At 68.3% G+C, this 21934-nt stretch carries 15 protein-coding genes; 10 read left to right on the forward strand and 5 right to left on the reverse strand.

Translation table 11 applies throughout. The features are described from left to right. Positions 1–464: 464 nt before the first annotated feature. Both OG858_RS44505 and OG858_RS44510 read right to left on the reverse strand, forming a co-directional pair. Positions 465–986, reverse strand: coding sequence for a GNAT family N-acetyltransferase (locus OG858_RS44505; protein ID WP_086749898.1), 522 nt, complete (start codon positions 984–986; stop codon positions 465–467). A gap of 258 nt (positions 987–1244) precedes the next feature. Next, positions 1245–1430: a hypothetical protein gene (locus OG858_RS44510; protein WP_086749899.1), complete on the reverse strand. Its 186-nt coding sequence runs from the start codon at positions 1428–1430 to the stop codon at positions 1245–1247. Positions 1431–2776: 1346 nt separating this feature from the next. Between OG858_RS44510 and OG858_RS44520 the strand changes: the two genes are divergently transcribed. From OG858_RS44520 to OG858_RS44535, 4 genes are all read left to right on the forward strand, one after another. Further along, positions 2777–4165 (forward strand): extracellular solute-binding protein, encoded by a 1389-nt coding sequence (locus OG858_RS44520; RefSeq protein WP_328543812.1) that lies wholly within the window; start codon positions 2777–2779, stop codon positions 4163–4165. A gap of 53 nt (positions 4166–4218) precedes the next feature. Beyond that, positions 4219–5070: a carbohydrate ABC transporter permease gene (locus OG858_RS44525; protein ID WP_086749902.1), complete on the forward strand. Its 852-nt coding sequence runs from the start codon at positions 4219–4221 to the stop codon at positions 5068–5070. Beyond that, on the forward strand, positions 5067–6002 hold the full coding sequence (locus OG858_RS44530) for a carbohydrate ABC transporter permease (protein ID WP_328543811.1): 936 nt from the start codon (positions 5067–5069) through the stop codon (positions 6000–6002). Before OG858_RS44525 ends, OG858_RS44530 begins: the two co-directional genes overlap by 4 nt. A 122-nt stretch (positions 6003–6124) precedes the next feature. Beyond that, a complete protein-coding gene (locus tag OG858_RS44535) occupies positions 6125–8479 on the forward strand; it encodes a glycoside hydrolase family 3 N-terminal domain-containing protein (RefSeq protein ID WP_328543810.1) in 2355 nt (784 codons plus the stop codon). 91 nt (positions 8480–8570) lie between these two features. Here the strand turns inward: OG858_RS44535 and OG858_RS44540 are convergent, their stop codons facing one another. Continuing rightward, positions 8571–9623, reverse strand: a complete 1053-nt coding sequence (locus OG858_RS44540) for a LacI family DNA-binding transcriptional regulator (RefSeq protein WP_328543809.1) — start codon at positions 9621–9623, stop codon at positions 8571–8573. Positions 9624–9982: 359 nt separating this feature from the next. Here OG858_RS44540 and OG858_RS44545 point away from each other — a divergent pair, with 359 nt between their 5' ends. The 5 genes from OG858_RS44545 (at position 9983) to OG858_RS44565 (ending at position 18508) form a co-directional block, all read left to right on the forward strand. Further along, on the forward strand, positions 9983–12115 hold the full coding sequence (locus OG858_RS44545; protein WP_328543808.1) for an RICIN domain-containing protein: 2133 nt from the start codon (positions 9983–9985) through the stop codon (positions 12113–12115). A 366-nt stretch (positions 12116–12481) separates the two neighbouring features. Next, positions 12482–13912 carry a glycoside hydrolase family 43 protein gene (locus tag OG858_RS44550; RefSeq protein ID WP_319065872.1) on the forward strand — a complete coding sequence of 477 codons (1431 nt, stop codon included), beginning with the start codon at positions 12482–12484 and terminating at the stop codon, positions 13910–13912. A gap of 116 nt (positions 13913–14028) precedes the next feature. Then, positions 14029–15423, forward strand: a complete 1395-nt coding sequence (locus tag OG858_RS44555) for a glycoside hydrolase family 43 protein (RefSeq protein WP_328543807.1) — start codon at positions 14029–14031, stop codon at positions 15421–15423. Between the two features lie 99 nt (positions 15424–15522). Further along, the gene (locus OG858_RS44560; protein WP_327745628.1) at positions 15523–17010 is read left to right on the forward strand and encodes a family 43 glycosylhydrolase; all 1488 of its coding nucleotides are present in this window, start codon (positions 15523–15525) and stop codon (positions 17008–17010) included. Positions 17011–17095: 85 nt separating this feature from the next. Continuing rightward, complete coding sequence (locus tag OG858_RS44565) at positions 17096–18508, forward strand: family 43 glycosylhydrolase (RefSeq protein WP_328543806.1); 1413 nt, start codon at positions 17096–17098, stop codon at positions 18506–18508. Positions 18509–18722: 214 nt separating this feature from the next. Here the strand turns inward: OG858_RS44565 and OG858_RS44570 are convergent, their stop codons facing one another. Then, on the reverse strand, positions 18723–19181 hold the full coding sequence (locus tag OG858_RS44570) for a DUF1330 domain-containing protein (protein ID WP_328543805.1): 459 nt from the start codon (positions 19179–19181) through the stop codon (positions 18723–18725). Between the two features lie 265 nt (positions 19182–19446). After that, complete coding sequence (locus tag OG858_RS44575; RefSeq protein ID WP_319315124.1) at positions 19447–20187, reverse strand: VOC family protein; 741 nt, start codon at positions 20185–20187, stop codon at positions 19447–19449. Between the two features lie 333 nt (positions 20188–20520). On the opposite strand from OG858_RS44575, the gene OG858_RS44580 reads away from it, so the two are divergent. After that, on the forward strand, positions 20521–21717 hold the full coding sequence (locus OG858_RS44580; protein WP_319315127.1) for a N(5)-(carboxyethyl)ornithine synthase: 1197 nt from the start codon (positions 20521–20523) through the stop codon (positions 21715–21717). The last annotated feature ends 217 nt before the right edge of the window (positions 21718–21934 follow it).

Below are 21934 nucleotides of genomic sequence, written 5' to 3' on the forward strand. Positions count from 1 at the left end.
TGCGGTGCCTCCGAATGCCATGGCGGTCAACCCTGGCGGTCACCGAGACCAGACAGACGGCCCCCGCAGCGGTGCGCCCCATCCAGACCCGTTGTCGGATCTCATGGAAATTCGAGCTGACTGATCGCTGAGTGCTGCCCGGCACCGTCGACAAGCGTTCCCCGCTCTCGCGTACAAAACCAGGGCAGACCTCACCGAACAGGCCTGCCCGACCCACCAGGTCCCCCAGGCTCTCGGCGGCCACAGCCGTTCGTGCGGGTGCGGCCGCGCGCAGTCCCGCAGGTTCCTCACAGAACCGGGACTGCGATGGAACCAGCCCTCGACTTCTGTCGCTACGGCGAGGGTGAGTGCGGCGGAGAAGGGTCAGCCGACTCCTCCACACTGCGTCGCCCGTGGACGGATCGCTCTGCGGCGCGCTCTGCGGCGTTCTGCGCCCTCACCGCCTGCCTGACGGGGGAACACTGTCAGGAGCGTGGGTCGGGTTGCGCCGACGCGTCGGTCCAGACGATCTCGAAATACCTGACGCGTTCATCTTGTCCGGCCGGCTGCATGCCGGCTGCCATCATGACGTGCTGGGACGCGACGTTGTCCTGGTCGGCGTCACCTTTCACGCGGGTGACGCCGTGTGCCCGCGCGAACATCAGCAGTCCGCGGAGGGCTTCGGAGGCGTATCCCTTGCCTCGCTCTGACGGGATGAGTCCGTAACCGATCGTGACAACGCCGTTCTCGTCCGCAGGTCCATGGAAGCCCAGGCCGCCGATCGACCGACCGTCGTCGCGTCGACGGATCTCATAGTTGCCGAAAGGCTGGGGATCACCCGTATGCGCGCAGGTGCCCAGGAAGCGCCCGGCAGCGGAGACGTCCCCATCGGTGGGGTATCCGGGCGCCCACCGGCCATCACCGACCGACTCGCCCGTCACCACTCGCTCAGCCTCGCTGACGGTCATCGGATGAAGCACGAGCCGCGCCGTTACGAGATCGCCCATGGCAGGGAGAAGTATCACGTGGGGCGACTGGACCGCACGTGGATTCCGGCCGGGCGGCACCCGCCTCCGGTCATTGACCGTAGGGCGGAAGGATCACGGCAGGCGTGGTGGGGATGGCCGTCCGAGGCCGAGTCGGTGGCGAAGTAGCAGCCGTAGGGCCGTCCGGCGGAGGGCGGACGAGCGGTTCCGGGCGTTCGCCCTGTGCCGGTCCTGCTGCTGCCACGCCACTGGAAGACCGGCCGGCCCGGGACCGGAGACCTAAGGCACCTTGAACTCGATCTGGGTGATGGCCGGTCCGTCGCCAGTGACCTGGCCTTCAGTGATGGACTCCGTCCAGGAGCCGTCCTTTTGGAGCTTCGCCAAAACCGTGGGGGACAGGCTGACCGTGATCTGGATACCGCCCCCGGAGGACGGGGATCGATCTATGCGGATGTCGTTGCTCATGCCGACGAAGTTACCTCCAACGAGTGTGCCGGCATGGGATGTTGGCGTTTTACCCGAGGTCGTGAGGTTACGGGCTGATCGGTCCCGTCAACGGGATGTCGGCCCTTCGTCACTGCCGAGTTCCAGCATCAGCCGATGCGTTCACGGCATGCGTTCACGGCATGCGGTCGTGGCGCCAGTGCCGGTGTTCTGCTCGTGGGCACGAGTTCCTCTCTCCTGCTGGTGCGGTCGCCGGGTGCCGCGATTCGTGCGGAACGCGACGGGAGCCGGAGCCGCAGCTCCACGGCGGCGCAGGGGTGCACCGGGGTATCGGCGGCAACGCGGGAGTGACGCCAGGTTGAGCCCATCAATTGTGGATCATTCGGACGGCGACTCCTTGTGGCAGCCAAGGCGCGCGATCCTCACCCGGCACGTCGGCCGACCAGCGGCTGGAACCGCCCGGTGGGTATCTGCTTCGGGACCTGTCCCGCGGGCCGTCCGGACCGTGTGGACACACCTCCCCCTCATCTGCTGCGGTTCCTGATCTACATCTACTGCGGTTCCTGGCTTTCGCCGTTCGGTCCAGGTCGGAACGTCGAGTGCGAAGCGGTGGCGGACGTCGTTGCGCCGGAGGCGGTCGAGGGCCTCGTTCGCCTGTGCCGAGGGAGCGCTTCGATGTCGGCGATGATGCCGTGAGTGGCGCAGAAGCCCAGCATGGGGGCGGGTCGCCGGCCTGCCGCCGCTGTCGGCGGAGCCGAGCTTCTCGCGTCCCACGAGCAGGTCGGTCGGTGGTCTCCACGGTGACGGGTCCGAGGTGACCGAGGTGACCGAGGTGACCGAGATGGCTGAACACTCCGTCCGTGTCGACCAGGCGCAGGTAGGGGCCGAGGTCGCACGGGGAGGAGATGGTGTCGATGACGACGTCGAACCGGTCGCCGACGTCAGTCATCTGTTCCGGGTCAGTGGAGACGATCAGGCTGTACTCCGGCATCCTCGGAGGCCCCCGGGCCTCTTCGGTGAACGCGGCCGACGCCCTCCGTCGGGCCGGGTGATCTCATCAGCTGGACTGCGGCGGAGCCTACGGCGGCGCGGCGGTGCCACCCCTGGCAGCGCCGTTCCGGACCGATGTCGGGCGCGCGTCGCTCTCGGCCTGAACGTCCTGACGGGGCCGCTGCCCGACACCCCCTCACGTGCGCCGAAATCTCGACGGCTCTCTCTTGAGGCGATTTCCCACCGCCTGATTCCCCGTGATGCGAAAGTCTTTCGTAACCGAGGAATTTCCCTGCTTGTCCCGGGTGTGAATTCCATGTCAGTGTCCCGGCCAACAGGCAAGCCGACCGAGCTGGTTCGTCCGAAACACTTTCGTGATGATTCCCGTGTTCGTCCGGCTCGCCAATGCCGAAGGAATGGCGCCAGAAGAGAGGCACACCATGCGGGGAATCCCGGTCATCGGAGATCTCAGAACTCCCGGCATTCGACGCGCTGTTGCGTCCACGGTCGCCCTGTCGGCGGCCCTGGGGTTCGCCGCGTGCGGAACGTCGGGGCCGTCCACGACGTCGTCGGAGAAGGGACTGACGATGTGGGCGCTCAACGACCAGACGATCCTGAAGGAGTCCGTCGACGCCTACAACAAGGACCACCCGGACGAGAAGATCACTCTGCGTCTGTTCGCCAACGACGACTACAAGCAGAAGCTGCGCGTCGCCTTCGGTGCGAACCAGGCCCCGGACATCTTCTTCAGCTGGGGCGGCGGAGCCCTGAACGACTACGTCGAGGCGGGCAAGGTCGACGCGCTGAAGGCGTCGGACGTGAAGACCGACCGGTTCACCCCGAGCGTGATGCAGAGCGCCACCTTCGAGGACAAGGTGTACGGCGTGCCCGCGAACGGCCTCGCCCCGGTCGTCCTCTACTACAACAAGAAGGTGCTGGCCGACGCCGGCGTAGAGCCGCCGAAGACGTACGACGACCTGTTGGCCGCGGTGAAGAAGCTGAAGGCCAAGGACGTCGTGCCGCTCTCCCTCGCCGCGAACTCCAAGTGGCCGACCCTGATGTACCTGGAGTACCTGCTCGACCGCGAGGGCGGCTCCGAGGTGTTCACGAAGATCGCCTCCGGTGACGCCTCGGTGTGGAAGGACCCGTCGGTCACCAAGGCCAACCAGCGCCTCCAGGACCTGGCGAAGGCCGGCGCCTTCGGCGACAACGCCTCCTCCGTCAACTACGACCAGGGCGCTTCCACGGCCCTGCTCTACACGGGCAAGGCGGCGATGGAGGTGATGGGTACCTGGGAGTACGCCAACATCGCCAAGGCCGCGCCGGACCTCCTGAAGAACGGCGACCTGGGCTACACCGCGTTCCCGTCCATGCCCGACGGAACCGGAGACCCCAAGAGCATTGTCGGCAACCCCTCGAACTTCCTGTCGCTGAACTCGTCGTCGAAGCACAAGTCGGCGGCGCTCACCTACCTCGAGGACTACGTCCTGAACGACTCCCAGGTCGACGCCTACCTCGCCGCCGGCAGCGTGCCGCCGGTCAACGGCCTGGAAGCGAAGCTGGCGGCGGTGAAGTCGTCGTCCGACAAGGAGTGGCTCACGTTCGTCTACGGCCTGGTGCAGAACGCGCCGAGCTTCCAGCTCTCCTGGGACCAGGCGCTGCCGTCGGACCAGGCGGACCCGCTGCTGACCAACACCGACAAATCGTTCCTGCGGCAGATCCCGCCCGCCGAGTTCGGCACGAACATGAGCAGGGCAACCTCGTGACCACCGCTCTTCGCACCGGCCGTGCAGGGGGCCGCCGCTCCAGCGGCCTCCTCATGGCCGCCCCCGCCCTGCTCCTCTTCGGCATGTTCGGCCTGGTCCCCCTGGTGGGCGTGCTGGTGCTCGGCCTCGCGCGCTGGGACGGCCTGGGCTCCGTCGGCTGGGCGGGCGGCGCCAACTGGAGCGCAGTCCTGACCGACGGCGCCACCTGGCAAGCGCTGTGGCTCACCGTCAAGGTGATGGTGATCAGCTGGCTGGTGCAGACGCCCGTCGCCCTGGCACTCGGCCTCTTCCAGGCGCCCCGCGGCAGGCTGCGCGCCCTGTTCGCCGTCCTGTTCTTCCTCCCGCTGCTGCTGTCCGCCGTGGCGATCGGTCTGACCTGGCAGGCGCTGCTCGACCCGTCCTTCGGTCTCGGCGCCACGCCCGGACTGCACTGGCTGGCGAAGCCGCTGCTGGGCTCCCCGGACCTGGCCCTGTACACGGTGATCTTCGTGATCGCCTGGCAGTTCGTGCCGTTCCACGCCCTGCTCTACCAGGCCGGCATACGGCAGATCCCGACCGCCCTGTACGAGGCCGCCGCCCTCGACGGAGCCGGGCCGGCGACCCGCTTCCGGCACATCGTGCTCCCCCAGCTGAAGTACACGATGGTCACCTCCAGCACGCTCATGCTCGTCGGTTCGCTGACCTATTTCGACCTGATCTTCGTCCTGTCCGGAGGCACCGGCGGTCCGGGCACCGCCACCCGCGTCCTCCCCCTTTCCATGTACATCACCGGATTCCAGGCCCATGACATGGGCCGGGCCAGCGCCGTCGCCACCCTCCTGGTGGTCAGCGGCCTCGGCCTGTCGCTGCTGACCACCCGCCTGTCCGGCTTCACCCGGATGGACAGCCAGCAGGAGGGCATGTGAGCACCACCGTCACCAAGACCCGCGGTTCCCGTACCGGCCACGACCGTGAAGGTGCCGTCGACGGCGTGTCAGTGACCCCGCGGCCCGGGCCCGCCCGTCGGTTCACGGCCGTCGGCGCGCTGCGGCGTGCCCTCACCGGCGGCGCCACCTTCTGCTGGGCGGCGATCGTGGTCGTACCCGTGTACTGGCTGGTGGTGACCAGCCTGCGCACCCGCGCCGACTTCACCGCCGACAGCCCGCTGGCCCTCCCGGGCCACCCGACGCTGGACAACTACCGGACCGTCATGTCCGGCGACTTCACGACCTATCTGCTCAACAGCCTCGTCGTCACCGCGGCGACGGTCGCGCTCACCGTCGTCGTCGCCCTCATGGCGTCGTTCGCGATCGTCCGAGGCGCCGGAAGCAGGCTCTCGCGCGTGTCCCTCCGGCTGTACCTGCTGGGCCTGGCCATTCCCCTGCAGGCGGTGATCATCCCGGTGTACCTGCTGATCATCAGGATGAACCTGTACGACAGCCTGCTCGCGATCGTCCTGCCCTCGGCGGCGTTCGCACTGCCGATCACCGTGATGATTCTGGTGAGCTTCCTGCGCGACGTGCCCCGCTCGCTGTTCGAAGCGATGATCGTCGACGGCGCCGGCGACTGGCGCCTGCTCTTCTCGCTCGCCGCACCCCTGGCCCGCCCGGCGCTGATGACGGTCGCCGTCTACGACGGACTGCAGGTCTGGAACGGCTTCCTCTTCCCGCTCATCCTCACCCAGAGCGGCGACAAGGCCGTGCTGCCGCTGGCACTGACCCTCTACCGCGGCCAGTTCGGCATCGACGTACCGGCCACGATGGCCGCGGTGGTGCTCTCCACCCTGCCGATGCTCGCGCTGTTCATCCTCGCCCGCCGCCAGCTCGTCGCCGGCCTCACCGCCGGCTTCTCCAAGTAACCCCTGTAGTAGGGCACTTCGCTTCGCACGACGGCCGGGCAACGCGCCCGGTCCGGTCGGCATGCCCGTGCACACCCCGAGCGCCCCCTCGCGCGCATCGGCCATCCCCGAGGAGTCGTGACATGACGACCACCATGCCGGACCACAGCGGCATCCCCCAGGAACAGGACGACCGGCCCTGGGCCGATCCAGCGCTGCCGACTCCCGACCGGGTCGAGGCCCTGCTCGCCCGGCTCACCCTCCCCGAAAAGGTCGCGCAGCTCAGCAGCACCTGGGAGGACGTCGAACCGGCCGGCCCCGAGGTGGCCCCGGGCACCAGCATCTTCGACCGGGTCGGCGATCTCACCGAGACCGCCCGGCACGGCCTGGGCCAGCTCACCCGCCCCTACGGCACCCTGCCCCGGCCCGCCCTGGAGCACTCCCGCGCCCTGGCCGACCGCCAGCGGCAGATCATGGCGCAGAGCAGGCTCGGCATCCCGGCGATGGCGCACGACGAGTGCCTGACCGGCTTCACCGCCTACGGGGCGACGATCTATCCCACCTCGCTGGGCATGGCGGCGACCTTCGACCCGGAACTGATCCGGCGGGTCGGTGAGGCCATCGGCGCCGACATGGCCGAGGCCGGCGTCCACCAGGGCCTCGCCCCGGTCGTCGACGTGATCCGCGACTACCGCTGGGGCCGCTGCGAGGAGACTTACGGCGAGGACCCGTACCTGGTGGGAGAGATGGGGGAGGCCTACGTCACCGGGCTGCAGAGCGCCGGTGTGTACGCCACCCTCAAACACTTCGCCGGGTACTCCGCCTCCATGGGCGGCCGCAACCACGCCCCCGTGCACGCCGGCCGCCGCGAACTGTTCGACGTCATCCTGCCGCCCTTCGAACGGCTTGTCGCCGCCGGCGTGGGCTCGGTCATGAACTCGTACGCCGAGATCGACGGGGAGGCACCGGCCGCCAGCCGCTGGCTGCTGACCGACGTCCTGCGGGACGCGTGGGGCTTCGAGGGCACCGTCGTCTCCGACTACTGGTCGCTGCCCTTCCTGGTCAACGCCCACCGCGTGGCCGCCGACCTGCCCGAGGCCGGGGGACTGGCCCTGAGCGCCGGCATGGACGTCGAACTGCCCGACCAGCGCGGCTTCGGCGACGCCCTCGTCCACGCCGTGCAACAGGGGCGGGTGGACGAAGACCTGGTCGACCGGGCGGTGCGCCGGGTGCTGGGGCAGAAGATCGAGCTCGGGCTCCTGGACCCCGACCGGGACCCGCTCCCGCCCGCCCTGCGCGCGGGCGAGCTGGACCTGGACAAGCCCGGCAGCCGCGCGCTCGCCCTCGCCGTCGCCCGGTCGAGCGCCGTCCTGCTGGCGAACGACGGGACCCTGCCCCTCCCGGCCGGCGGCCGGATCGCGCTGATCGGGCCGTGCGCCGACGACGTACGCACCATGTTCGGCTGCTACAGCTTCCCCAACCACGTCCTCGCCGACCGCGACGACCTCGGCAACGGTGTGGAGGCGACCTCCCTGCGCGCCGCCCTTGCCGACGAACTTCCGTCCGTGGAATGGGAGTTCGTCGAGGGCTGCCCGATCAGGGACGAGGACCGGGCCGGCATCCCGGCCGCGGTGGCCGCCTGCTCGGCGGCCGATCTCACCGTTCTGGTCGTCGGCGACAAGGCGGGCATGTTCGGTATCGGTACCTCGGGGGAGGGCTGTGACGTGGAGGACCTGCGGCTGCCGGGAGTCCAGGAGGAGCTGGTCGAGGCGGTCCTGGCGACCGGGAGACGGGTCGTCCTCGTGGTGAACAGTGGCAGGCCCTACGCCGTCGGACGGTTCGCGGCCACGGCCGCGGCCATGGTGCAGGTCTTCCTGCCCGGCGAGGAGGGCGGCCGTGCCGTGGCCGGGCTCCTCGCGGGACGGGCCAACTTCAGCGGCAAGCTGCCGGTGCAGATCCCCACCTCGCCCGGCGGTCAGCCGTACACCTACCTCCACCCGCCGCTCGGAGACCGGCAGAGCTTTCTGTCCAACCTCGACCCCACCCCCGCGTTCCCGTTCGGCCACGGGCTGTCGTACACCACCTTCGAGGTCGACGAGTTGGTCATCGACCGCGAACAGGTGCTGACGGACGGCGAGTTCACGGTCAGCGTGCGGGTGCGCAACACAGGGGAGGCCGAGGGCGCCGAGACGGTCCAGTTGTACGCCGTCGACCCGGTCGCCCAGGTCACACGGCCCGTACGGTCCCTGCTGGGCTTCGCCAAAGTGGCTCTCGCTCCCGGTGAACGGGCCGTGGCCCACTTCCGCGTCCACACCGACCGCCTCGCCTTCACCGGCCTGGACGGCCGCCGCATCGTCGAGCCCGGCGAGATCGTGCTGCACGTGGGCTCCTCCAGCCTGGACACACCGGAGCAGGGGACGATTCGGCTGGTCGGCGGAGAGCGGGACGCGACGGTCCTGCGCCATCACACGGTGCCCGTGGCCGTCGAACGGGAGTGAGTGGGCGGGAGGCCGGCCCATCACGGGCCGGTGGCATGTGGAGCCGGCCCACCGCGCTGCCCGGACACCGCCGGTGTCCGGGCCTTCCGTGCTACCCGGACACCGCCGAAGTCCGAGCCGTCGTCGAGGGCCTCGTCGAAGTCCGCAGCACGAGCTCGGTGGCGAGTTCGATGCGCGGGGACGCGGGCGTCCGGCCCTGGGCGAGTTCCAGGAGGACCCGCGTCGCCTCGCGCCCCAGTTCCTCGAACGGCTGCCTTACGGCGCTCAGTGGCGGGCATGCCATGGCCGCCACCAGAGTGTCGTCGAAGGACATGACCGCCAGGTCGTCGGGGACACCGAGGCCCTGCTGTCGAGCTGCCTCCAGAACGCCGAGCGCCTGGGCGTCACTGGCGGCGAAGACGGCCGTGGGCGGGTCGTCGGCCCGCAGGATCTGCAGGCTGGCGGCGAGCGCCTCGGCGTAGTCGAAGTCGGTCGAGCGGACGATCGCGGGGTCGTAGGCGAGGGCGGCCTCCTCCAGCGCGGCCCGGTAGCCGTGCACCCGTGCCGCCCCGGCCAAGGAGTGCGAGCGGCCCGCGATCATGCCGATCCGGGTGTGCCCGAGGCCCAGCAGGTGCTGCACGGCGTCCCGGGCACCGCTCCAGTTGGTCACGCCGATGCTGGGAATGTCCTGCGTCGGTGCGCTGAGCGGGTCGATCAGGACCACGGGGATCCGCTGATCGACGATCCGGCGCTGATCCTCCTCGGCCAGCATCGAGATCACGATGACCATCCCGGCCGCCCCGAGCGCCACGCACTCCTCGAGCCACCCGGAGATGGACCGGCGGCCCGTGGTCCCGGTGACCACGTCGATGCCCAGCTCACCGGCCGCGTCCACGATCCCGCGCGCCACCTCCAGGGTGTACGGGCCGGACAGGTCACGGAACACCGCGATGATCTGCCGGGGCGTCGCGGGATCCCGTTCCCAGGGACGGGCGTAGCCGTAGCGGTCCAGCAGCTCTTCGACCCTGGCCCGTGTCACCGCGCCGACGTCCCGACGTCGGTGCACCACCTTGGACACGGTACTGAGCGAGACTCCCGCCTCAGCGGCGATGTTCGTCAGCAAACCGTACTGCGCTTCTTGTCGGCCTCCGCCTTGATGTGCCACTTCGCTCGATGCCCGTTCTGCTCGCCGGACACCGATGTGCCGGACCGCACCGCATATCTGCCGGAGTCCCCGCTGCAAAATAGCCGGGCCCGGCGGGCGGCGGCAAGAGCGGCGCACGGACGACAAAGACCACCGGTCACCTGGTCGTGGGCCCGGCAGTCGGCGTCAACACCCGAGGGCGTGCGGTCTGCGAAACACTTTCGGAAACATGCCAGTGACATGAGGCCTTCGCATCCCAATACTCCGACTACACCCGCACGAGGTTATTCACCCGCCACAGCGATGAGCTCCGAGGAACCGTGATGACAAGACCCTTGGTACGGAAGGTTTTTGCGGCAGCGACAGCCGGCTGCGTCGGTATGGCGGCAGCCATCGCCTCCGCGGGGAGTGCGTCGGCGTATCAGCCGAGCCCGTCGAACATGTATGTGGCGGAGAACGCCGCCACCTGCAACAAGAGGCCCTGCGTCCTCTACCCGAAGTCGGCCCAGTTGCCGGGCGGCCGGATCGTGGCGGCGTTCGAGAACAGCCAGGGTGCTCCGGTGGGACAGACGCTGCCCGTCTACAAGAGCGACGACGACGGCACGACGTGGCAGAAGCTGACCGATGTGAAGCCGCCCGCCGAGTTGTCCAACGCCCCTCAGTACGCGAAGTACACGAGCAACTGGACCAACCCGTACTTCTATGTGCTTCCGCAGGACGTCGGAGACCTGAGTGCCGGCACGCTGCTTCTGGCGAGCGTTGTCTCGGGGGACGACTACTACTACAAAGAGAAGAAGGCCGCCGACCCGAACTGGACGCCGACCGGCAACGGCGACCGGGAGGACGTGGCGATCGCGCTGTACTCCAGCACCGACCAGGGCGCGACCTGGAGCATCGAGAACATCATCGCCACCGGCAGCTGGCAGGGCGGGACCGACTCGACCGCCAACACCAACCGGCAGCAGGACCCCGTCTGGGAGCCGTACCTGCTCGCCCGCAACGGCCGGCTCGTCGCCTACTACTCCGACGAGAACGACTATCTCGACTACGACACCACCACCGGTGTACCGGTCCTCGACCCGGACAACGACACCGCGCCGGACTCGGACGGCCAGATCCTCGCGCACAAGACCTGGGACGGCCGCAGCACGTCCTGGAGTGCGCCGGTCGTCGACATGGCGGGGACCACGGTCAACCGGGGCAACGGCAAGACGCAGATCGGCGGCAAGCGCCCGGGCATGACGACACTGGCCCCGACCACCGACGGCAAGTGGCTCATGACCTACGAGTACTTCGTCGGCGGGCCGGACGTCCGCTACAAGATCGCGGACGATCCGCTGAAGTTCCACGAGGCCGCCGACCACCCGATCACGTCGCTGCCCGTGCCCACCGGCGGGCGCACCCTGCCGACCGGTGGCAGCCCGGTGCTCCAGCCGCTGCCGGACGGGCGGATCGCCATGAACGCCGCCGGCGACAAGAACGTCTGGGTGAACGAGTCCGGCCGCAGCGACGGCACCTGGAAGGAGTACCAGACCCCGATCGCCGCCGGGTACAGCCGCAACCTCCAGTACGTGGAGGGCACGGGACGCACCCTGATCCTCCAGGCCGCGTGGGCGGGCGGCAGCGTCGGGCCCGTGAAGTACGCCGAGGTCGACCTCGGTCGCTCCGAGGGCGACTACACCACTCTGGTCAATCGCGCGACCGGTCAGGCCCTCGGTCCCGAGGCCGGAAAGACGCAGGACGCCAACCTCACCGGCAACGTTCCCGACCTGGTGTCACGCACCCTCGACACCGACGACGACTCCCAGCGCTGGCACCTGACCGACAAGGGCGACAACGTCACCCTGCTCAACAAGACCGGCGGCCGGGCCGTCGCCGTCTGGACCGGCAGCGCGATCGCCGGACAGCGCCTGGCCCAGTGGGTCGACGACGGAGCCACCGACAAGCAGTGGACCCTCGTTCCGTCCACCGACGGCTATGTCAAGATCCGATCGGTCCGCAACTCCGGACTGTTCATGACCGGCGCGACCCAGAACGGCGCCGTCGACCTGCGGGCCGCCATCAACACCGCCGGCGACCCGGCCGCGGACGACGCGCAGGAATGGCAGCTCGTCCAGGAGCCCGCACCGAGCAACCCCTTCACGCTCAAGGGCGCCAACTCCGGCCGCTGCCTGGACGTCCCGAACGGCCGGACAGGTGTCCAGGTGCAGATCTGGGACTGCGGAGCCGGGAACCAGAACCAGCGCATCACGCAGACCAGCGCAGGTGAACTGCGCGTCGCGGGCAACTGCCTCGCCGCGAACGGTGACGGCACCACCGCGGGCACCAAGCTCATCCTCTGGCCCTGCAACGGCAAGTCCAGTCAGAAGTGGTGGTTCCGTCTGGACGGATCCGTCGTCAACCGCTCCAACGGTCTCGCCGTCGACGTCGGCAACTGGAAGACAGCCAACGGATCACCGGTCCAGCTGTGGACGGCCCTCGGCAACGCCACCCAGAGGTGGAGCAGAGGCTAGCCCGCGTCGGCGCGCAGGCCCCTCGGATCCCTTCCGCGCCGAAGGGGGATGTGTCGTGCGACGACCAACCATGCGGAACCATACTGGCCGGTTCTATTGACGTGCTCCTGGCCAGAACCTATTTTCCGGTCGAAGATCCGTACAGTGTCCGAAATTTCGAACCGGTGGTAGTCGAAGGAGGCAGCCCGTGTACCGCACCCGTCGCCCGTTCAGGCCCGGGACGGCTTGACCGGTGCTGGCTCGCTCAAGTCGTCACCCGGCCCGCCACCGCACCGTCTCCGATCATTGCCAAGGCTCCGGCGATGCCCCCGCTCCTCGGCCGTCGATCGGCACAACGAGGCACCCGCAGAAAGACAGGGAATGCACATGCCCGCGGTTCTCGCTCGGCTGGCGGCGGTATTCGTCGCCGCCTGCCTGCTCTTCACAGCCCAAGTCGTGACCACACCTCAGCGGGCCGCCGCCGCGGACCCGGGTTACCTGATGACGCACTTCATCGGGGAGGGGTCGACCGGTCAGCAGATGTACTTCTCGTACAGCGCGGACGGTCTGAACTGGACCGACCTCAACGGTGGCGGGATGACCCTGCGCTCCACCGTGGGCACCCGCGGGGTGCGTGACCCCGCCCTGGTCCGCTCACCCGACGGCAGCAAGTACTGGATCATCGCGACCGACCTGTGCATCGACTGCGGGCAGACGTGGAGTCAGTCCATCAACAACGGCAGCCGCAGCCTTGTGGTGTGGGAGTCGAATGACCTGGTCACCTGGTCGGCGCCGTGGCTGCTGAACGTCGCCGGCGCGATCCCCGACGGGCGCAACGCCTGGGCCCCTGAGGCGATCTGGGACCCGGCCAGCAACGACTACGTCCTGTACTGGGCGACGAACACGCCCCTCAACGGCGCGACGAAGCACCGCATCCACTACGCCCACACCACGAACTTCCGCACGATCACCACTCCGCAGATCTACATCGAGCGCCCCGGCACCCAGGAAATCATCGACACCCAGATCGTCGAGGTCCCCTCCGGTGTCGGCAACTTCCGCTACGTACGGGCCTCCGGCGACGGCCAGATCACCCTCGAAGGCAGCAACTCGATCCTCGGCACCTGGACCAACCTCGGCAACCTCTCCGGCATCGGCCTGACCGGCTCCCAGGTCGAGGGCCCGATGTGGATGAAGTTCCGCGACCGCAACGAGTGGACCCTCTACCTCGACCAGTACGCGGCCGGAAAGGGCTACATGCCGGTCACCACGACCAACCCCTCCGCCTCCGGCACCTACAAGCTCCCGACCTCGGGAACCTACTCCCTGGGCGGAACGAAGAAGCGCCACGGCTCGATCCTGAACCTGACCGCCGCCGAGGACGCCCGGATCCAGGCCCGCTGGGCCAACGTGGCGGGCAAGCGACTGCAGTCCTTCAACTTCCAGGACCGCTACGTCCGGCACAGCAACTTCGACGTACGCATCGACCAGAACGTCACCAACGATGACGCCAAGTTCCGGCCGCGGCCCGGCCTGACCGGCACCGGCACCGTCTCCTTCGAGTCGGTCAACTTCCCCGGCTACTACCTGCGCCACGACGGATCCGACTTCCAGCTCGTGTACAACGACGGCACCACCCAGTTCGCCGCGGACGCCACCTTCCGCCAGGTCGCCGGCCTCGCCGACTCGACATGGTCGTCCTTCCAGTCCTACAACCACCCCGACCGCTACATCCGTCACTACGCCTACCAGCTGAAACTCGAAACGATCACCACCGCGACGGGACGCAGCGACGCCACCTTCCGACTGACGAACTGACCAGACCGGGATGCCGGCGCCCTCCCACCACTTCGCACCAGAGGGGAGGGCGCCGGTGCCGCAAGCGGATGAGAACCGTGCATCGAGAGGGACGACATGTATCGAGAGGAAAGACCATGCTGGCAAGACTGATCAGGAGATCGACGTTCCTGGTCGCCCTCGTGGCGCTGGCCACGAGTGTGGCGGTACCCGCGCAGCCGGCCGCGGCGGCGGACGCCGACTCCGCCTATGTGATGGGCTATTTCAAGGAGTCGCTCAGCGGCGCGGGCAACGTCAACGCCCTGCACCTGGCCGTCAGCGACGACGGCCGGGAGTGGACACCGCTCAATGACAACAACGCGATCCTCACCCCCACCGCGGGTACCAAGGGCATCCGCGACCCGTTCCTGTACCGGCTGCGCGACGGCAGCTGGGTCGCGCTCGCGACCGACATCGCGGTGGGCGGCAGCTTCGCCAAGGCCAACCCGAACATCCACGTCTGGACCTCGCCCGACCTGGTGAACTGGTCGGCGGACCGGCTGCTCAAGGTCAACGGCACCAACCCGAACTCGTTCAGCTGGGCCCCGGCCGTCCACTGGGACCCGGTCCGCAGCGCCTACGGCATCACGTTCACCACCATCCCCCAGGGCTCCTCGTACTCGGTGATCGCCGCCGCCTACACGACCGACTTCGTCACGGCCACCGACCCCGTGGTGTTCTACGACACGGGTTCCGGCATCCTCGACTCCCACGTCGTCACCGACGTCAACGGCCAGAACTACCTGTACTACAAGAGCAACGCGACGGGCCGACTGGCCGGCGCGCGGTCGACGTCGGTGGAACCGGGCAGCTTCACTAAGTACACCGAGGGCGTCGCCGAGAACCGGTGCACCGAGGCCCCCACGCTGGTGAAGTCGCTCACCTCGTCCACCTGGTCGCTCTGGGGTGACACCTACTGCCCCAACGCCAAGTTCGACCTGTGGCAGGGCGACCTGGTGTCGGGAGCGTGGACCAAGGTCGGTCGCCAGTCGTACACCGCGCCGCTGAACGCGAAGCACAACACCGTCCAGCCGATCACCGCCGCCGACCGCGACCGCCTCCTCGCCCGGTACGGAGGCACGAGCTGGAACCTGCTGAAGTCGTACAACTTCCCCGGCCACTACGCCCGCCACGCGGCCTTCGCCGGCCGCATCAGCGAGATGCCCTTCGACCCGTACCAGGACGCGCAGTGGCGCCTGCGACCCGGCCTGTCCGACGCCAACGGCGTGTCGTTCGAGTCGGTCAACTTCCCTGGCTACTACATGAAGCAGGAGAACTTCGCGATCAAGGTGGTCAAGAACGACGGCACGGCGGCCTTCGCCACCGACGCCACGTTCACCCGCGTCGCCGGCCTCGCCGACGGGACCTGGTCGTCGTTCCGCTCGGCCAGGTTCCCGACGCGCTACCTCCGGCACTCGTCCTTCGCCCTGCGGCTCGACGAGATCTCGACCGCGACGGGCCGCGCCGACGCCACCTTCGACATCGTCCACTGACTCACCGGATGAGCCCACCGTGCCCGACCGCCCGGCTGTCACCCGGGCGGCGGGGCGGTGCCTCCCGTCATGAACTCGCTGCTGCCGAAGGGGACTCACATGTTCCGTACCCGCCACTGGCTCATACTCTGGGCAGCTCTGCTGGCCCTGCTCGCACCGCTCGTCACCACGCAGCCCGCCGGCGCCGCCGACGGCCGGCCGTTCACCAACCCGGTCAAGTCACAGAAGGGCGCCGACCCCTGGCTGGAGTACCACAACGGCAACTACTACCTGATCACCACGACCTTCACCGGCGTCCTGACCATGCGGAAGTCACCCACCCTGGCCGGTCTCTCCACCGCTCCCAGCGTCCAGGTGTGGAGCGACACCAACTCGGCCCGCAACAACAACATCTGGGCCCCCGAGATCCACTTCATCGACGGCAAGTGGTACCTCTACTACTCCGCCGCCCCTGCCGGAGTCGCCTGCTGCGACTCCCAGCGCACCCATGTCCTGGAGAGCGCCGGCAGCGACCCCATGGGTCCGTACACCTACAAGAACACCCTCACCGGCTCCAACCTCACCCCGGGCGGCTGGCTGATCGACGCCAGTGTCCTCCGACACGACGACAAGCTGTACCTCGTGGGCAGCGGCTTCATCGGCGGCAGCAAGCAGAGCCTGGTCATCGCCCCCATGAGCAACCCGTACACGCTGAGCAGCCAGACCTTCAGCATCATCTCCAGCCCCACGCTGAGCTGGGAGACCCAGGGCGGCGCCGTCAACGAGGGCCCTGAGCCGCTGTACCACGACGGCCGGACGTTCCTCAGCTTCTCCGCGAGCTCGTGCTCCACCCCGGACTACAAGCTGGGCCAGCTCGAGCTCACCGGCAGCGATCCGCTGCTGGCGTCGTCCTGGACGAAGAAGCAGACCCCGGTCTTCCAGCGCAACGACGCGGCGGGCGTCTACGGCCCCGGCCACAACGGCTTCTTCACCTCGCCGGACGGCACCGAGAACTGGATCGTCTACCACGGCAACAACTCCGCGAACGGCGGCTGCGGCAACGGCCGCACCACCCGCGCCCAGAAGTTCACCTGGAACGCCGACGGCACCCCGGACTTCGGAACCCCGGTCGCGCTCGGTACGACCCTGCCCGGCCCCTCCGGCGAGACGGCGGCCACTCCCACCGCCTACCAGCTCGTCAACCGCAACAGCGGCAAGTGCCTGGACGTCGTGAACGGGGACAGCACAGACGGCACCAACATCCAACAGTGGGCCTGCCACACGGGCGCCAATCAGAAGTGGCGCATCGAGGACCAGGGCAACGACACCAGCCGGCTCGTGAACGCAGCCACCGGCAAGGTCATGGACATCGCCGACTGCGGTTCCGCCGACGGCGCGGACATCCGCCAGTGGTCCTGGCTGAACAACAACTGCCAGAAGTTCCGCCTCGTGTACACGGCCACCGGTGACTACGTCCGCATCGTCAACCAGGCCACCGGCAAGGTCGCCGACGTCGCCAACTGCGGTACCGCCAACGGCACCGACGTACGCCAGTGGACCTGGCTGAACAACAACTGTCAGCAGTGGCAGCTCAGGCCCACGACCTGAGCACCCACCGAGGGGCGGCTGCCTCTTCCTCAGGGAGCCGCCCCGCCCTGCTCCTCCACACCTTCGCCCGAGGAGAACGACCCCCATGCCACGCCCCATCAGCCGCCGCGCCCTGACCGCGGGAGCCATCGCCCTGGTCGTGTTCGGCACCACCGGTACGCCCGCCCACGCTGCCGCGCCGGCCTCACCCGCAGTGGATTTCACCAACCCGATCGCTCTCCAGCGAGCCGATCCGCATGTCTTCAAACACACCGACGGCTTCTACTACTTCACCGCCACCGTGCCCGCGTATGACAGGATCGTGATGCGCCGGGCCACCACCCTCCAGGGCCTTGCCACGGCCACGGAGACCACCATCTGGACCAAGCACGCCAGTGGTGAGATGGGCGCCCACATCTGGGCGCCGGAGATCCACTTCATCGACGGCAAGTGGTACGTCTACTTCTCCGCCGGCGCCGCCAATGACAAGTGGAAGATCCGGATGTACGCGCTGGAGACCAGCGCCGCCAACCCGCTCACCGGTCCCTGGACGGAGAAGGGCCGGATCACCACCAACTGGGACTCCTGGTCCCTGGACCACACGACCTTCGTCGTGGGCGGCATCCGCTACCTCGTCTGGGCCCAGAGCAACCCCTCCGGCCCCGGCGGCATCTACCTGGCGAAGATGTCGAACCCGTGGACGATCACTGGAACGCAAGTGCGTCTGTCCACTCCGGAGTTCGCCTGGGAGAAGCAGGGCTTCGACGTCAACGAGGGACCGGCGGTCCTGCAGAAGAACGGCAAGGTGTTCCTCACCTATTCGGCCAGTGCCACCGACGCCAACTACTGCCTCGGCATGCTCACCGCGAACGCCACCGCCGACCTGACGAACCCGGCCTCCTGGGCCAAGAGCACCCAGCCGGTGTTCAAGAGCAACGATGCCACCGGCCAGTACGGCCCCGGCCACAACTCCTTCACCGTCTCCGAGGACGGCAGATCCGACATCCTCGTCTACCACGACCGCGACTACAAGAACATCACCGGCGACCCGCTCAACGACCCCAACCGCCGCACCCGCTTCCAGAAGATCTACTGGAACGCCGACGGCACCACCCCCGTCCGCTTCTCCTCGTACAACTTCCCCGACCGCTACATCCGCCATGAGGGCTTCAGAGCCAAGACCCAGGCCAACGTCACCAACCTCGCCGACTCCCAGTTCCGTATCGTCCCCGGCCTCGTCGGCACCGGCACCGTCTCCCTTGAATCGGCCAACTTCCCCGGCTACTACCTGCGCCACAAGAACTTCGAGGTCTGGGTCGAGAAGAACGACGGCACGACCACCTTCAAGAACGACGCCTCCTTCAACCAGCGCGCCGGCCTCGCCGACGCGACCGACGGCATCTCCTTCGAGTCGCTCAACTTCCCCGGCCGCTACATCCGTCACTACAACAACCTGCTCCACATCCAGCCGATCAGCACCGCACTCGACCGGCAGGACGCCACCTATTACGCGGAGTAGCAAGCCGACCGCCCGCGACATCACGTGCGATCTGCGACTCTCGCGTCACGTCGGCTTGGTGAAACTCGCCGACTTCATGCGCGGTCGGGGGGACGCGACGGCCGTTCACAGGCCGGCCCCGGAGCGGCGAGCCGCAGGGGGTGTGACCCTGTGGCCCTGATTCCTCCGCTCGAGTCCATGCTCACCGAAGCGGAGCGGAGATCGCTTCTCGCGGTCAGGGTGACTCGGCAGGACGGGTTCCTTGTGGCGGAGCGGAGAAGGAGGACGAGTGCCCTGGATCTCGGCGCCCGAGGGGGTGGCTGCAGGACTGCGTGGTCGACTGGTGGCCCGCCCGGTCGGCTTCCGTTCGCAATGTGCGAGCTCGCTGGGCCGGGTCGTAGTTCGGTCCGACGCCCTCGATCAGCAGCAGGTCGCCCTCGATGTGATCGGTCCGCAAACGCAGGATGGCCCGGTAGGCGGGAGAGTCGTACCAGGCACGGGCTTCGGCAAGGCTGGGGAACTCGATCAGCACCATGCTGCCGGGCCACGTACCCTCCACGACTTCGGTCGGCGGACCGTGGATGACGAAGTGGCCCGCGAAGGGGTCAAGGGTCGCCTGGATACGCCCCAAGTACTCGATGACGTCCGAGTGATTGCGGCGGCTGCGGAGATGAGCAAAGCCGTAAGCGGACACCACAAGGCTCCTTCGTTCCGGCGGGGGAGTCGACAATGACCAGAACGTAGCCGCAGGTGGTTGGGTGGTGCGATTACTCCAGAGGTAATGGCGGCTTGCGGCTTGCGAGTTGCTGGTCGTGGTCGGCGGGTGAGCCGATCTCGCTCCTGATGCGCAAGCTCTCGCCGCCCGAATCGACAGGGACACCGCCACCCGACCCACCCGGGGCATGGCGAATGAGTACACAAAGCTCACATATGTACGGGGTGCAGTCAGGGCTCCCGCGTCAGGACGGGGCGAGGACGCAGAACTCGTGGCCCTCCGGGTCGGCCAGGCACGTCCACGGGACGTCGCCCTGGCCGAGGTCGATGTCGGTGGCGCCGAGGGCCCGCAGCCGGGTCACCTCCGCCTCCTGATCGTCGCCGGGGTACGGCAACAGGTCGAGATGGACACGGTCCGGCACGGTCTTCCCGCCGGGCGTGCGGCGGAACTCGAGATACGGGCCGACACCCTGGGCGGAGCGCAGCACCGCAAGATCGTCAGTCACCTCATGCAGGATCCAGTCCATCGCCTCACCCCAGAACCGGGCCATGGCCCGCGGATCCGCGCAGTCGACCACCACGGCGGCGATCGGCCCGGTGTCCCGGTAGATCTCCCGAGGCTCCAGCACACAGAACTCGTTGCCCTCCGGGTCGGCGAGGACCGTCCAGGGTACTTTGCCCTGGCCCACGTGGGCGGGCGTCGCACCGAGGGCCTGGAGGCGCGCGACCAACTCCGCCTGATGGGCCGCAGAGGTGGTGGCGAGATCGAGGTGTACACGGTTCTTCGCTGTCGTCTTGGGTTCCGGGACGGGAACGACGTCGACGCAGACGGCGACCGGGTCCGGCCAGACGAGGCCGCCGACAGGCCCCACGTAGGTGGTCACGCCGGGGCTGTAGGCACTCCAGCCGAGTGCCTCCGCCCAGAACCGGCCGACCGCCGAGGCATCGAGAGCCTTCATGTTCACCTGAACAGGTCGCAGCGACATGGCGATGATCCTATGCACCCGGTCCGCAGCGACATCCGCGGGTACCGTCGCCAGGACAGACGCTTGATCGGCAGCCGAGTCGTCGTGGGACGTCGGGTGGCCGGTCAATGCCAGCCACAAGCGGGTCAATGCCAGCCACAAGCGGGCCTGGAGCAGGGCAGGCAAATCCACAGCCGTCTCCACGCCGGTGGACTCCTCGCCCCCTGGGGCTCGGGACCGGAGTACGGTGGCGGTACCGAGAGCACCTCGCACGCCGTCATCCACTTCGGCGTCGCCCTCGGGGAACGGCAATCCCGGAGCGCATGGCGTCCGGTCGGAAATGAGCCGCCCCACATGAGCATGTTGAGTCTCGGAGTACTCGCCTCCTCGCACAAGGAGAACGAGTTTCGGCTGCCGCTGCACCCCAGCCACCTCGAACGGATCGCCCCGGACATACGCGCGAGGATCTTCCTCGAAGAGGGCTACGGCCGACGGTTCGGCGTCGCCGATGACGCGCTGCGACCACTTGTGGCGGGCCTGCGTTCTCGTGCGGAACTCCTCGCCGAGTGCGACGTACTGCTGTTGCCCAAACCGATGCACGACGATGTCGCCGAGCTGCGCGAGGGGCAGGTGCTGTGGGGATGGCCGCACTGTGTGCAGGACGAGAAGATGACACAGATCGCCATTGACCGACGGCTGACCCTGATCGCCTGGGAGGCCATGAACCACTGGACCTCCTCGGGCGCCTTCAGCGTCCACGTGTTCCACAAGAACAACGAGCTGGCCGGCTACTGCTCGGTGCTGCACGCCCTGCAGCTCGGCGGGTTGACCGGCAGCTATGGGCGCCGCCTGCGGGCGGCGGTCATCAGCTTCGGTGCCACGGCGCGCGGAGCTGTCACGGGCCTGGGCGCCATGGGGGTCTCCGACGTCACGGTGCTCACCCAGCGTGCCGCCGCGGCGGTGGCCTCGCCGATGCCCTCGGTCGTGATGGGCCACTTCGAGGAGCAGGAGGACGATCCCTCGCGCCTGCAGGCATCCACCCCGACCGGTCCCGTGCCGCTGGCGGAGTACCTGGCAGGGTTCGACATCATCGTCAACTGCGTCCTGCAGGACACCGACGCGCCGCTCATGTTCGTCGACGACGAGGAACTCGCTCTGTTCCGGCCGGGCACCTTCTTCATCGACGTCGCCTGCGACGAGGGCATGGGCTTCGGATGGGCCCGCCCGACCACCTTCGGTGAGCCCATGCTCACGGTGGGACCGGGTTGCCACTACTACGGGGTGGATCACAGCCCGTCCCACCTGTGGAACTCCGCCACCTGGGAAATCAGCGAGGCGCTCCTTCCCTATCTGCGCAAGGTCATGAGCGGCCCTCAGACATGGGACAGCGACGTGACGCTCAGAAAGGCCATCGAGATCCGCGACGGCGTCGTCCAGAACCCGAAGATCCTTTCCTTCCAGCACCGTCAGGCCGACCACCCTCATGGTCCTGAGGCCCCGGCGACCCCGCTGGACCCGGAGCTCCAGGGGTCATCCGTGCGACCGGTCTGATCGGGACCTGGACGAGCTCGTCGGCCGGTGGGCCGACCGGCTCGTCCAGGCGGCGACCGGCCGACTCACCCACCTCAGCCGTTGCAGGGGCAGGCCCGCCCGGCAGTTGATCACTCACTGCCGGCGGTGCCGGTGGACTGCGGGGGAGACTACTCACAGGTCGGCACGGAGAACACCTCCTGGAATCCGCCGTGCCGGGGCAGGGCTTGCCCCCGTT

The sequence above is a fragment of the Streptomyces europaeiscabiei genome (genome assembly GCF_036346855.1).
GTDB lineage: Bacteria > Actinomycetota > Actinomycetes > Streptomycetales > Streptomycetaceae > Streptomyces > Streptomyces europaeiscabiei.